14 protein-coding genes are annotated in these 12,802 nt (G+C 51.2%); 10 read left to right on the forward strand and 4 right to left on the reverse strand.

Features of this window, described 5'->3' with window-relative positions; translation table 11 throughout:
* Positions 1–120 precede the first annotated feature (120 nt).
* The 9 genes from ttrS (at position 121) to ydhT (ending at position 9,113) form a co-directional block, all read left to right on the forward strand.
* Entirely contained in the window at positions 121–1,902 is a 1,782-nt protein-coding gene (ttrS, locus tag OGY01_RS22765; RefSeq protein WP_286493757.1) for a tetrathionate respiration histidine kinase TtrS, read from the forward strand.
* The gene (gene ttrR, locus OGY01_RS22770; protein ID WP_045442269.1) at positions 1,877–2,461 is read left to right on the forward strand and encodes a tetrathionate respiration response regulator TtrR; all 585 of its coding nucleotides are present in this window, start codon (positions 1,877–1,879) and stop codon (positions 2,459–2,461) included. The genes ttrS and ttrR overlap by 26 nt, the downstream gene beginning before the upstream one ends.
* Before the next feature lie 92 nt (positions 2,462–2,553).
* Positions 2,554–2,763, forward strand: coding sequence for a fumarate hydratase FumD (gene fumD, locus OGY01_RS22775; protein WP_003029345.1), 210 nt, complete (start codon positions 2,554–2,556; stop codon positions 2,761–2,763).
* Positions 2,764–3,244: 481 nt separating this feature from the next.
* Entirely contained in the window at positions 3,245–3,871 is a 627-nt protein-coding gene (locus OGY01_RS22780) for a ferredoxin-like protein (protein WP_003029338.1), read from the forward strand.
* 120 nt (positions 3,872–3,991) lie between these two features.
* Positions 3,992–6,094 (forward strand): aldehyde ferredoxin oxidoreductase, encoded by a 2,103-nt coding sequence (locus OGY01_RS22785; RefSeq protein WP_286493808.1) that lies wholly within the window; start codon positions 3,992–3,994, stop codon positions 6,092–6,094.
* 10 nt (positions 6,095–6,104) lie between these two features.
* Positions 6,105–6,782: a YdhW family putative oxidoreductase system protein gene (locus tag OGY01_RS22790; RefSeq protein WP_200011706.1), complete on the forward strand. Its 678-nt coding sequence runs from the start codon at positions 6,105–6,107 to the stop codon at positions 6,780–6,782.
* Positions 6,783–6,846: 64 nt separating this feature from the next.
* Positions 6,847–7,515 (forward strand): 4Fe-4S dicluster domain-containing protein, encoded by a 669-nt coding sequence (locus OGY01_RS22795; RefSeq protein WP_045442282.1) that lies wholly within the window; start codon positions 6,847–6,849, stop codon positions 7,513–7,515.
* On the forward strand, positions 7,512–8,297 hold the full coding sequence (gene phsC, locus OGY01_RS22800; RefSeq protein WP_045442284.1) for a thiosulfate reductase cytochrome B subunit: 786 nt from the start codon (positions 7,512–7,514) through the stop codon (positions 8,295–8,297). Before OGY01_RS22795 ends, phsC begins: the two co-directional genes overlap by 4 nt.
* A gap of 3 nt (positions 8,298–8,300) precedes the next feature.
* Positions 8,301–9,113: a protein YdhT gene (gene ydhT / locus OGY01_RS22805; protein WP_045442287.1), complete on the forward strand. Its 813-nt coding sequence runs from the start codon at positions 8,301–8,303 to the stop codon at positions 9,111–9,113.
* 9 nt (positions 9,114–9,122) lie between these two features.
* On the opposite strand, the gene OGY01_RS22810 is transcribed toward ydhT, so the two are convergent.
* The 4 genes from OGY01_RS22810 to OGY01_RS22825 are packed head-to-tail and all read right to left on the reverse strand — an operon-like array spanning position 9,123 to position 12,228.
* Positions 9,123–9,800 (reverse strand): amino acid ABC transporter permease, encoded by a 678-nt coding sequence (locus OGY01_RS22810; protein WP_045442290.1) that lies wholly within the window; start codon positions 9,798–9,800, stop codon positions 9,123–9,125.
* A complete protein-coding gene (locus tag OGY01_RS22815) occupies positions 9,790–10,575 on the reverse strand; it encodes an amino acid ABC transporter permease (protein ID WP_045442293.1) in 786 nt (261 codons plus the stop codon). Before OGY01_RS22815 ends, OGY01_RS22810 begins: the two co-directional genes overlap by 11 nt.
* Entirely contained in the window at positions 10,575–11,393 is an 819-nt protein-coding gene (locus OGY01_RS22820) for an amino acid ABC transporter ATP-binding protein (protein ID WP_286493759.1), read from the reverse strand. Before OGY01_RS22820 ends, OGY01_RS22815 begins: the two co-directional genes overlap by 1 nt.
* 1 nt (position 11,394) lies before the next feature.
* On the reverse strand, positions 11,395–12,228 hold the full coding sequence (locus OGY01_RS22825) for an ABC transporter substrate-binding protein (RefSeq protein ID WP_286493761.1): 834 nt from the start codon (positions 12,226–12,228) through the stop codon (positions 11,395–11,397).
* Between the two features lie 248 nt (positions 12,229–12,476).
* Here OGY01_RS22825 and OGY01_RS22830 point away from each other — a divergent pair, with 248 nt between their 5' ends.
* A complete protein-coding gene (locus OGY01_RS22830) occupies positions 12,477–12,656 on the forward strand; it encodes a hypothetical protein (RefSeq protein ID WP_286493763.1) in 180 nt (59 codons plus the stop codon).
* Positions 12,657–12,802 lie beyond the last annotated feature (146 nt).

Below are 12,802 nucleotides of genomic sequence, written 5' to 3' on the forward strand. Positions count from 1 at the left end.
TGAATAAAGAATGTTGATGATTTACAGTGTAAAAATCGCGGCGGGGGAAGCACTATTGTGGTTAACCACATACCCGGCTTGTTGTTGATCTAAAACAACATAATTGACAGGGATAATTGCGTGGGATGTAAAGTCGTACGACGCCTGGCGTTGTTGGTATCCGTATGGATATTTAGCAGTGTAACCTGGGCAGATACATGGAACATTGGCATTTTGGCGATGCGTGGTGAAGTATCTACACGAAACCACTGGCAACCGCTTGAAACCCTGTTGAATCAGCAAATCCCCGGTGAGCGCTTTCATATTCAACCTCTGGATTTGCATCAAATGCAGGATGCAGTCAATCGGGGAGACGTACAATTTGTGGTGACCAATCCGGCGCAATTCGTGCAGCTAAACAGCCGCTCTGCGCTACGCTGGCTGGCCTCTTTACGTTCCACACGCGGCGGGAAAGCGACGAGTAATGTGATAGGCAGTGCGATCCTCGTCAGACGTGACAGCGGGATAACTTCCCCACACGATCTGATAGGTAAAACAGTCGGCGCGATTGATGCTCAGGCGTTTGGTGGTTATTTACTGGGGTATAAGGCGCTCAGCGATGTCGGCCTGCGCCCTGAGCGCGATCTGCGTCTGAGATTCACTGGATTTCCCGCAGATGCCTTATTGTATTTATTACGCGAAAAAGCCGTTCAGGCGGCGATCGTACCCGTCTGTTTACTGGAAAAAATGGACGAAGAAGGGTTGATCCATAAAGCGGATTTTATCGCAGTGCTCAATTATCCCACCTCCATTCCCTGCTTATCCAGCACGCCGCTCTATCCTGACTGGTCATTTGCGGCACTGCCGGTGGTGAGTGATGAACTTGCCGATCGCGTCACACGGGTACTGTTTAACGCGCCGCAAAGTGCTACTTTTCGCTGGGGCGCGCCTGCGTCTACCCGTGAAGTTGAGGCATTGTTACGCGACGTTCGGCAGCATCCGCAGCAGCGGCATCTGTGGTTAGATGTCAAAAGTTGGTTTATTCAACACCGGCTGGCAATGGGGGCTGTGGTTGTCATGCTGTTGTTGCTCACGCTCAATTATATCTGGGTCATGCTGCTGGTCCGCAGGCGCGGACGAGAGCTGGAACGCAACAATGTGCTGTTGCGCAAGCAGGAACAGGCACTGGAAACGGCCCGGCAAATGAGCGTCCTTGGAGAGATGACGTCCGGATTTGCCCATGAAATCAATCAACCGCTTTCGGCCATCCGCCACTATGCGCAAGGCTGCCTGATTCGCCTGCGCGGACAAGATCAACAGCATCCACTGTTGCCCGCACTTGAACAGATTGATGTCCAGGCGCAACGGGGAGCAGACACATTGCATAATCTTCGTTTGTGGGTCAGCCAGGCGCAGGGAAACCCGGTGATGGCTGATGACTGGAAGTCGATTAACGTGCGTGACGCCATTCACCATGTATGGCAATTATTACGCATGGCGCAGCAGTTCCCGGCAGTGACGCTACAAACGAAGGCCAGTCATGCGTTAATGGTGACACTACCGTCCGTTTTGCTCGAGCAGGTGTTGGCGAATCTGGTGCTGAATGCGGCCCAGGCAGGGGCCAAAACGGTGTGGTTTACGGCCCAGGATGAGGATATGGGGATCAGCATCATGGTGCAGGATAACGGCGGAGGTATTGATGAAGCTCAGCTCTATCAGGCTTTTCAGCCCTTCATGACCACCCGCAAGGAAGGTATGGGGCTGGGACTGGCAATTTGCCAGCGACTGGTTCGTTACGCAGGCGGTGAGATTACGATTAAAAACCAGACAGCCCCTGACGGGCAGGCGGGTGTCAGGGTGACATTATATTTTAAGCAGACACAGGAAGGAGGGCGCTGTGGCGATAATTCATCTGCTGGATGACGACGTTGCCGTCACCCAGGCCTGCGCATTTTTACTGGAAAGTTTGGGATATGACGTTCGATGCTGGGAGCAAGGCGAAACGTTCCTGGCTCAGGCCTGTCTGCATCAACCTGGCGTATTGTTGCTGGATATGCGTATGCCGGTACTGGACGGGCAAGGTGTACATGAGGAGATGCTGCGACGCGGAAGTACGCTGGCAGTTGTGTTTCTCACCGGGCATGGAGACGTACCAATGGCGGTTGAGCAAATGAAGCGCGGAGCGGTCGATTTTTTGCAAAAGCCGGTTTCAGCCGAACCGCTGCAGGCCGCGCTGGAGCGCGCACTGGAGGTATCCGCAGCGGCTTGCTCGCGACAAGAGATCGTCAACTGCTATCAACAACTCACTCCCAAGGAACGTGAACTGGCGACGCTGGTGGCGACAGGGTTGATGAACCGGGAAATCGCTGACGCCATGAACATCGCCGTGCGTACGGTTGAGGTCCACCGGGCAAGGGTGATGGAAAAAATGCAGGCCGGGAGCCTTGCAGAGTTGGTTAACCGACTGCAACGGGTGCTGTAGATTTATGACATTTCATTGATTTTCATTGATTTTTGTCTAACGGGGCAGAGTGATATATGCTGTTGGTTTGAGTCAATGACGAGCAGGCAAATATGGGAAATCAGACTAAAGACGACGAGCTGTACCGTGAGATGTGCAGAGTAGTCGGGAAAGTAGTGCTGGAAATGCGCGATCTGGGGCAAGAGCCTAAGCATATCGTCATTGCTGGGGTGCTGAGAACGACTCTCGCCAATCAGCGTGTAAAGCGCAGTGAGTTAGAGAAACAGGCCATTGAGACCGTGATTAAAGCACTGGCGGGTTAAAGCAGAAAAGAGGGCGGCGGAAATAATCTGCCGCCCTCTTATTTTAATCACAATAATCTTCCAGTTAATATAATTTAGCTTTGTCACTAATATTGTCAATGTCGTTATATATTTAATTACATATCGAATTGTATATTGCACTGTATTTTGAAGCATAGTCACAAATATTTGTTGCGCATATAAAATACTATTTCAAATTTCCTTAATGATAATAAATATCACTCCACATTAATTATTTTTCTTCCGTTTTTTAATTGATAACGATCAAAGTTATAGGGGGAGAATAACCACATTATTCATATGCCTAACCCTAAAGGATTAGATTCATTCAGTTTAACCGCCGTCATTTATGCGATCAGGTTAGGGCAAATAATCACGTGTTGTTGGCAACATGAGTGGCCCGAAATGGCCTGACCTGCGCTCATTAATATTAGCCTGGAAGTGTTGCTGCTACAGCGTTTGCGAAGAGGATGCGAAATAAATGAACCAGGTTGATCGTCCATTTTTAGATTGTGGTTTAACGCGGCTTGAATTTCTGCGCATATCCGGGAAGGGGCTGGCGGGATTAACCATTGCACCCGCGCTGCTATCGCTTTTTGGCTGTAAACAGGAAGATGTGGATAGCGGCACTGTGGGGCTCATCAACACACCAAAAGGGGTGCTGGTGACTCAGCGAGCTCGTTGCACCGGATGCCACCGCTGCGAAATTTCTTGTACAAATTATAACGATGGCGCTGTGGGTACCTTCTTTTCCCGCATTAAAATTCATCGAAACTTCTTTTTTGGCGACGATGGCGTAGGCTCCGGTGGTGGTTTGTATGGCGATTTAAACTATACCGCCGACACCTGTCGTCAGTGTAAAGACCCGCAATGTATGAAAGTCTGCCCGATTGGCGCAATTACCTGGAAACAGGAAGATGGCTGTATTGCGGTAGATCATAAACGCTGTATTGGTTGTAGCGCCTGTACCACGGCTTGCCCATGGATGATGGCAACCGTAAATACCGAAACGAAGAAATCCTCAAAATGCGTTTTGTGTGGGGAATGCGCCAATGCTTGTCCGACTGGAGCATTAAAAATTATCGAGTGGAAAGATATTACTGTTTGATTGATAGCAGGGATGTCTGATACGCGTCACTAATTGCCAGAAATATCGCAGTTTTGAATGAAAAAGCTGCCTGCAAAGTGACGGGTATATCTATCGAACCTTCTTGCAAAGGAATATATGATGGCTAATGGTTGGACGGGTAATATTTTACGGGTCAATCTCACTACGGGGAATATCACCGTTGAAGATTCCAGTAAATTTAAAAAATTTGTCGGTGGGATGGGCTTTGGTTATAAAATCATGTACGACGAGGTCCCGCCAGGTACCAAACCTTTTGATGAAGGTAATAAACTGGTTTTTGCCACCGGACCACTAACTGGTTCTGGTGCGCCTTGTAGTTCCCGCGTCAATATCACCTCCTTATCGACCTTCACAAAAGGTAATTTAGTGGTTGATGCCCATATGGGCGGATTCTTCGCTGCGCAAATGAAATTTGCCGGCTATGACGCCATTATTATTGAAGGAAAGTCGCCATCACCTGTCTGGATCAATATTAAAGATGACAAGGTGAGCATCGAAAAAGCCGATTTTCTGTGGGGCAAGGGCACGCGTGCAACGACCGAAGAAATCTGTCGCGTAACCAGCCCGGAAACCTGCGTCACCGCTATCGGCCAGGCGGGTGAGAACCTGGTTCCGCTCTCCTGCATGATCAACAGCCGTAACCATAGTGGTGGTGCCGGAACTGGTGCAGTGATGGGGTCGAAGAACCTGAAGGCTATTGCGGTCGAAGGGACAAAAGGGGTCAACATTGCCGATCGCAAAGAGATGAAGCGGCTGAATGACTATATGATGACCGAGCTTATTGGTGCTAACAATAACCACGTTGTGCCGAGTACCCCGCAGGCATGGGCAGAATACTCCTCACCAAACTCACGCTGGACGGCGCGTAAAGGACTGTTCTGGGGCGCAGCGGAAGGTGGACCTATCGAAACGGGTGAAATTCCCCCTGGCAACCAGAATACCGTTGGCTTCCGTACCTATAAATCCGTATTCGATCTCGGCCCTGCGGCTGAAAAATACACGGTCAAAATGAGCGGGTGCCATTCATGCCCAATTCGCTGTATGTCTCAGCTCAATGTCCCGCGAGTTAAAGACTTTGGCGTACCGAGTACCGGCGGTAACACCTGTGTGGCGAACTTTGTGCACACCACCATTTTCCCGAACGGCCCTAAAGACTTTGACGATAAAGACGATGGACGTGTGGTGGGGAATCTGATTGGCCTGAACCTGTTTGATGATTACGGCATTTGGTGTAACTACGGACAACTGCATCGCGACTTTACGTACTGCTACTCCAAAGGCGTCTTTAAGCGCGTACTCCCGGCTGAAGAGTATGCGGAGATCCGCTGGGATCAGCTGGAAGCGGGCGATCCTAACTTTATTAAAGATTTCTACTACCGCCTGGCGCATCGCGTCGGTGAACTCAGCCACCTCGCAGATGGCTCTTACGCCATTGCTGAACGCTGGAATTTGGGTGAAGAGTACTGGGGATATGCCAAAAACAAACTGTGGTCGCCGTTTGGCTTTCCTGTTCACCATGCCAACGAAGCCTCGGCACAGGTGGGGGCGATTACCAACTGTATGTTTAACCGCGACTGTATGGCGCACACCCATATCAACTTCATTGGTTCTGGTTTGCCACTGAAATTACAACGGGAAGTGGCGGGCGAACTGTTCGGTTCGCAAGATGCCTACGACGAAACCAAAAACTACACACCCATCAATGCGGCCAAAATCAAATATGCCAAATGGACGCTGCTTAAGGTCTGCTTGCATAACGCCGTGACGCTGTGCAACTGGGTCTGGCCAATGACGGTTTCACCTCAGAAAAGTCGAAACTATCGTGGGGATCTGGATCTGGAGGCGAAGTTCTTCCAGGCCGTAACTGGTGATGAAACGACGCAGGCGAGTCTGGATTTAGCTGCGGAGCGTATCTTTACCCTGCATCGTGCTTATACGGTAAAACTGATGCAAACCAAAGATATGCGCAATGAACACGATCTCATCTGCTCCTGGGTATTCGATAAAGATCCTAAGATTCCGGTCTTCACAGAAGGGACGGACAAGATGGACAGAGAGGATATGCGCCAGTCACTTACGATGTTCTATCAGGAAATGGGCTGGGATCCGGAACTGGGATGCCCAACTCGCGAAACCCTGAATCGACTCGGTCTTGAAGATGTGGCAGCCGATCTGGCTGCGCAGGATCTGCTGCCGGCGTAAGGAACGTGAGATGACTAACGTGAGCAACGTTCTGGTGCCTGTTGAGGAAGCGTCTGGTGCGCTTCCTGACGAGGTCGACAGCCAAAAGAGACAGTGGCTGCATGCGTTACATCAGCCTGTAGAACACAGGAATGCGCCGCAGATCCTGGAGCCCGCTACCCCGGAGTCAATTGTGGCGGATTTTATTCGCCAGCACTCCGCAGCGGGTCAACTGGTGGCTCGCAATCTCTTTTTGCTGCCGCCTTACTCGGTTCCAGAAACCGACCTGGCGGCGCTTCTGGACACGATGCGTCAGCATGAGTCCGGGGCGGATATTGCCAGTGTGCAGGGGGCTGAAGATACGTATTTCTACTCGACGCAAACCATGGCAGAAAACTACGCCAGCATGTGTGTGCAGGTGGTTGAAAACGATATCTGCCGCGCGATCGCCGAAGCGGTACGTTTTGACTGTCGAACGTATCCTCGCCCTTATAAGGTCGCCATGCTGGAACAGCCACCTTATCACTTCGAGCCTCAGCAGGTCGCCGCAGCGCTCACGGCAATGGAAACGCATCCTGATTACGCAGACATACGCACTGTGGAATCGTCGAATGCGGAACCTTACCTGTTCAGCGAGCGCTTTATGAGTTACGGCAAAGCGTACGGCTTGTGCGAATGGCTTGAAGTTGAGCAGTATCAGAACCCCTGAATTCTTCAGGTTGATGTCATGGAATGTGTGGACGATCACTGTCACAGTATTAGAGGATAACCCGATGTCCTTCACCCGACGAAAATTTGTCATTGGCATGGGGACGGTGATTTTTTTCACCGGCCCAGGTCAAAACCTGTTAGCGAGTACCAAGGCAACCAAAGATGTTCGTTACGTTATGATCCATGATGAATCATTGTGCAACGGATGTAATATTTGCGCTCGTGCGTGCAGGAAAACGAATCATGTTCCCGCTCAGGGGAGCCGTTTATCGATAGCCCATATTCCGGTATCGGATAACGACAACGAAACGCTGTATCACTACTTCCGCCAGTCCTGTCAGCACTGTGACGATGCGCCGTGCATTGAGGTATGTCCGACCGGGGCTTCCTGGCGTGATGAGAATGGGATTGTGCGCGTAGACGCTTCTCGCTGCATTGGATGTAGCTATTGTATTGGTGCGTGTCCGTACCAGGTGCGTTATCTCAACCCGCAGACCAAAGTGGCGGATAAATGCGACTTCTGCGCCGAATCTCGTCTGGCGAAAGGTTTCCCACCGATCTGTGTTAACTCTTGTCCGGAGCATGCGCTGATCTTTGGTCGCGAAGACAGTCCGGAAATTCAGACATGGTTACGGGAAAACAAGTATTACGAATATCAACTTTCAGGCGCCGGGAAACCCCATCTGTATCGTCGGTTCGGTCAACATTTGATTAAGAAGGAAAATGTATGAACGCGTCGCAGAATGCTGAGCAGTTTCACGCACAACTAGCGCAGTATGTCCCCATGTTTTCGCCGGACTACTGGCCTGTCTGGTTGGTGATCGCGGGATTAATGCTGGTGGGGATGTGGCTGGTACTTGCGCTACACGCCATGCTGCGCTTCCGTTCAGCCAATAAAGCATCAGCCGGGCATGGCGAAAAGGTGTATTTATACTCGAAGGCCGTCAGGTTGTGGCACTGGTCGAATGCGCTGTTATTTCTGCTGCTGCTTGTCAGCGGTCTGGTGAACCATTTCTCTGCGGTCAGCGCATCGGTGATGAAAAGCTTACTGACCGTACATGAAGTTTGCGGCTTTTTGCTGCTCGCCTGCTGGATTGGTTTTGTGCTGATCAACCTGATAGGGGGGAACGGACATCATTATATTATCAAACGTCAGGGCTGGGTCGGAAGGGCGCTAAGACAGACGCGGTTTTATCTGTTTGGCATTATGCAAGGTGAGTCACACCCGTTTCCTGCATCTACGCGTTCAAAATTCAATCCATTACAACAGGCTGCTTATGTCGGCGTGATGTATGGCTTGTTGCCGCTGTTGCTGATATCGGGTCTGTTATCGCTCTACCCACAGGTGGTGGGCGATGTATTCCCTGGCGTGCGTTACTGGTTGCTACAGGCACACTTTGCCCTGGCGATTGTCAGTCTATTTTTTATTTTTGGACATCTTTATCTCTGTACCACGGGGCGCACACCGGGCGAAACCTTCAAATGTATGGTCGATGGCTATCACCGGCATTAAGAGATGATGATTACTCGCAGTGACTTACGGGCCTGGCGCGTTGGGTCCGTAATGTATCGTTGGTTTTTACGCGCTTTTCCCGAGGGGGGGAGCTATGCAGATGTGCATCGCGCTCTCCTGCGGGAGGGGTATATTGATTGGGCAAACAGCCTTGTGGAGTACGCCTGGTCAAAATGGCTGGGTGAGGAGAGTTTTGTTCAACAGGATATTTGCGCCATGGAGAGTATTGCTGGTGCGCAAACAGCAGGTGAAAACGGCAGGCAACTGGCGAGTGCCGTGGATAGCACCAACTTTAGCTGTGCGGGCGATAACGTCAAAATCGCCAGTGCCGGATATGCCGCGCAGATTGCCAGTGCCGGACACAGCGCACGTATTGGCAGCGTCGGATATAACGCGCACATCGGTAGCTCCGGGGATCGTGCCAGGGTAGCAATCGCGGGAAATTCCTCACGTATCAGCAGTGTCGGTGATGGCACGCGCATCGCAAGTACCGGCATGCGTGTACGTATCAGTTCTCTGGGTGACAGAAGTCGTATTGCCAGTAGCGGCGATTTGACGCAGATCGCCAGTTTTGGCGCAGAGTCGAAAATAGTAAATTGTGCTGACAACATCCATATTAATGCCTGCGGCGAAAATGCTGTTATTGCCAGCACCGGTGTTGTCGATTCGATCATTCTCGGCCCTGGCGGATGCGCGGCGTTAGCCTATCATGACGGCGAAAGAATGCGCTTTGCGGTTGCCATTGAGGGGGAAAACAATATCCGGGCGGGCGTGAAATACAGGCTCAACGAAGATCACCAGTTTGTAGCTTGTTGAGCCGTAGGATTATCTCAAGGCAAACCGACGCCGGGTAATTTTCTCCAGCCCAAAACACAACAGATAATAGACCAGCCCGGTGAAGATAAAAATCGCTGCCGGGTAAATTTGCACCCGACTGTTAACCTGACCGGCTACCGTTGTCAGTTCAGGAACGTTAACGATAAACGCCAGCGACGTATCCTTCAGCAAGCCAATAAATATCCCTGTTAGTGAAGGCAGAATGTTCCGCAGCACCTGCGGCAACATGATGAGCCATAATGCCTGAAACGGGCGAAAACCCTGAACCACCGCTGCATCATATTGCCCTGCAGGGAGTGCATTTATCCCGGCATAAACTGAGTGCATCACTGAGGCTGCGGTAAACCAGGCCAGAGCCAGCGTGACGGTAACAGCACCAGGAAGATCGCTTCCGCTCAGCATTGGCAGCAGATACCACATCCAGAAGATCACAAAGATCAACGGAATACCGCGAATGAACTCCGCCCAGATAAACAGTCCTTTGCGAACCACTCCCGGAAAACGCCAGGCACAGCAGGCCAGTATTATTCCCGCAGGAAGGGCCAGAATTGCCGCGCCAATTGCCATCAATAGTGTAAGCAGAACGCCACCCGGTTGACCGTCCGCTATGCGTCCCCACAGGAGATAGTCCAGATTGTCGGTAATGACCGAAATATTAGCGATCATGCTGTGGACTCCTGAGACTGAATACGCGCGTTTTTCTGGCAAATGCCCTGGCTGACACAGGGGCCGGGCCAAGACGCGTTAACAACATACCCAACGCAATGCCGGTCAGCAGATAGAGCGCGGTACCGACGGCAAATGCTTCCAGCGCGTGCGCGTTATAGCTTTCAACTTGTCGCACCTGGTAGGTCAGCTCGGCAAAACCGATACCACTGGCTAGCGAAGAGAGCTTCATCAGGTTGAGATATTGCCCAACGATCGGTTGCCAGGCGTTCACCAGCCCCTGAGGAAGCAGTATGTGACGCAAAGTGGCCCATGATGAAAAGCCCTGTGCAATGGCGGCCTCTCGCTGCCCATCAGACACGGCCTGTAAACCTGATGCGATTTCCTCAACCAGAAAGGCAGAAGTAAAGACCCCCAGGCCCCAGGCAGAACAGATAAATTCAGGTGTTAGCCACCAGACGTCTCCTGGCAGAATGGACCAGCCATGCTCTGCATTGACGAACGTAATAACTCCCCTGGGTAGCAGATTCCATGCGGCGAAATACCAGAACATCAGTTGCACAAGTAACGGTGTATTGCGAAAAACTGAAACCCATACGTTAACCACACCGATGCCAAAGCGGTTGCCCGTAAGACGCAGGCTGAGCAACAAAATAGCCAGCAGTGTGGCGAGTACAATACCTGCCACTGTGACCCATAGCGTGGTCAGAAAACCTGAAATTATCCATTGCAGAGGTTGCCCGCTCAGCACTCCCTGCCAGTCCATTGCATGCATTATAACGGTGACTCCTGATGTAACGGGTCGAGCACTTTTTTCAGGAAACGCTGGGTTCTGGGGTGCTGTGGACGGGTGAAAAAATCTTCTGGCGGTGCCACTTCCAGAATATCGCCGCCATCAATAAAGACCACCCGGTCAGCAATCTCTCTGGCGAAATGCATTTCATGGGTAACGACGATCATGGTGATACCGCTGTGTGCTAGATTTTTCATCACCTGTAATACTTCTCCGATCATCTCAGGATCCAGCGCAGAGGTGGGTTCATCAAAAAGGATAATTTGTGGTGAGGAGGCCAGAGCGCGGGCGATAGCAACACGTTGCTGCTGCCCGCCGGAAAGCTGGGCGGCATACGCATCAGCTTTCTCTCTCAGCCCGACCTGATCCAGCAGTTCAAGCGCGCGGTGTTCTGCGTCCGCTTTGTTCCATCCGTGAACATATTCCAGTGCCAGCGTGATGTTTTGCTGTGCCGTCAGATGGGCATACAGATTGAATTGCTGGAACACGAAACCAATACGACTGCGTAACTGACGTAATGCCGCTCCGCGAAGCTGACCAATCGGTTTGTTATCAATGTAGATATCGCCGCCGCTGAGTGACTCAAGCTGATTAATCAGGCGAATCAGCGTGGATTTGCCTGATCCTGAGGGGCCAAGGATGGTGACCACTTCACCGGGCTCAACGGACAGACTGACACCGTTCAAAACGGTGTGCGCGTCATATTGTTTAACGACATTGCGCAGTTCAACGCGAGCCTGGCGCAAATGTGTAAAATCCGCAGCGGGAGCTGCGGAACGAGGAAACAGACCTGAGAGCATATTACTTCGCTTCTATTTTAAAGGCGCGCGGCTGTGGGTTTTTGGTTTCAGGGCCAAACCAGACGTCATAGATTTTGGCTGCCTGACCGTCAGATTCGAGTTTAAGTAGCTCATCATTTACCGCTTTTAACAGCGCTGATTCGCCTTTTTTCACCCCAACGCCGATCTCTTCTTTGCTCAGCAGGTCGGGCAGGATTTTGAAATCCGCTTTATCCGGCGCGCCGCTCAATAAACCCGCCAGAATAGTGCTGTCCTGCGTGATTGCCTGGACATTACCGTTACGCAGTGCAGTTAATGCCAGCGGAATATCGTCATAGGCCAGCACCCGCGACTGCGGGAATCGCTGATGCAACGCCTGCTCACCCGTGGTGCCTTTCACCGCACCAATTCTGGCGCGGCTGTAATCATCAAGTTTGTCCGGAGACTTTGCCGGAACGAGAAATTGCTGGCCGGTGACAAAGTAGGGGACGGAGAAATCGATAACCTGTGCCCGTTCAGGGGTAATCGTGATATCCGCCACGATTAAATCCGCCTTCCCGGATTGCAATAGCGGGATACGGTTTGCCGGATTGGTCGCTACCAGTTCAAGTTTAACACCGAGGGATTTGGCCAGCGCTTCGGCAAAATCAACGTCGTATCCGACAATTTTGTGACTTTTCGCATCGACTGAGCCAAACGGCGGGTTAGCGTCGAATGTCGCGACTTTTACCACACCTGCGGCTTTAATATCTGCCAACTGGTCGGCCTGAGCCTGCGTGGCGGTAACACCCGATGCCAGCAGTGCGCTGAGAGCCAGCAGAGTTTTTTTAGCGCTGTGAATTTTCGTTGCCATCATTTTATGAAATCCCTGTAGTTATTGGTTTGTGCTTTTTACGCTCCCATAACTTAGGGTTGTCACCAAATATGAAAAAATTCTTATCTATATACAAAAAGATATTAGTGACGGAGGTGTTAATAACGGGTAAATGCAATGAGCGAGTGGAATGCAAAATTGTGCAAAACCTTGGCAATAATTCGCATTTTATTTTTAGGCGAGAGTGCGCTGGAATAAAACGCATCCGACATACAGAGGAGGCGGAGAAGATGAAAGGGCTGAAACAGCTTTGGCTGAACGTAATAAAACGGCGTCCACTGACCCCACAATATGGTGCAGAGTTTAATCTTCAGCGTGTTGTGGAGTCTGTTCTTCCTGTCGCCAGCCTGTATGGGGTGGATATCGCCAATATTGATCCGGAGTGGTTCCGTGATAAAACAACACGCTGAACTTCGCCTGACGCGCGAGATGTATTGGAATGAGGTGTGCAACGTCGCTGCCGGATGGCAATTCAGATCGTAACAGCACACTGCAGTATTCGCGCAACGGGTTGAAACATTGTGCCATTTGATTTGGCGCGGGCAGGATGAACCGA

Source organism: Citrobacter sp. Cm038 (assembly GCF_030333105.1).
GTDB lineage: Bacteria > Pseudomonadota > Gammaproteobacteria > Enterobacterales > Enterobacteriaceae > Citrobacter > Citrobacter murliniae.

Coding starts and splice junctions, on each gene's coding strand:
- OGY01_RS22815 (WP_045442293.1), bottom strand. CDS start 10,575: ATGCATGCAATGGACTGGCAGGGAGTGCTGAGCGGGCAACCTCTGCAA.
- OGY01_RS22825 (WP_286493761.1), bottom strand. CDS start 12,228: ATGATGGCAACGAAAATTCACAGCGCTAAAAAAACTCTGCTGGCTCTC.
- OGY01_RS22820 (WP_286493759.1), bottom strand. CDS start 11,393: ATGCTCTCAGGTCTGTTTCCTCGTTCCGCAGCTCCCGCTGCGGATTTT.
- OGY01_RS22795 (WP_045442282.1), top strand. CDS start 6,847: ATGTCCTTCACCCGACGAAAATTTGTCATTGGCATGGGGACGGTGATT.
- OGY01_RS22830 (WP_286493763.1), top strand. CDS start 12,477: ATGAAAGGGCTGAAACAGCTTTGGCTGAACGTAATAAAACGGCGTCCA.
- ydhT (WP_045442287.1), top strand. CDS start 8,301: ATGATGATTACTCGCAGTGACTTACGGGCCTGGCGCGTTGGGTCCGTA.
- OGY01_RS22780 (WP_003029338.1), top strand. CDS start 3,245: ATGAACCAGGTTGATCGTCCATTTTTAGATTGTGGTTTAACGCGGCTT.
- OGY01_RS22790 (WP_200011706.1), top strand. CDS start 6,105: ATGACTAACGTGAGCAACGTTCTGGTGCCTGTTGAGGAAGCGTCTGGT.
- OGY01_RS22785 (WP_286493808.1), top strand. CDS start 3,992: ATGGCTAATGGTTGGACGGGTAATATTTTACGGGTCAATCTCACTACG.
- OGY01_RS22810 (WP_045442290.1), bottom strand. CDS start 9,800: ATGATCGCTAATATTTCGGTCATTACCGACAATCTGGACTATCTCCTG.
- phsC (WP_045442284.1), top strand. CDS start 7,512: ATGAACGCGTCGCAGAATGCTGAGCAGTTTCACGCACAACTAGCGCAG.
- fumD (WP_003029345.1), top strand. CDS start 2,554: ATGGGAAATCAGACTAAAGACGACGAGCTGTACCGTGAGATGTGCAGA.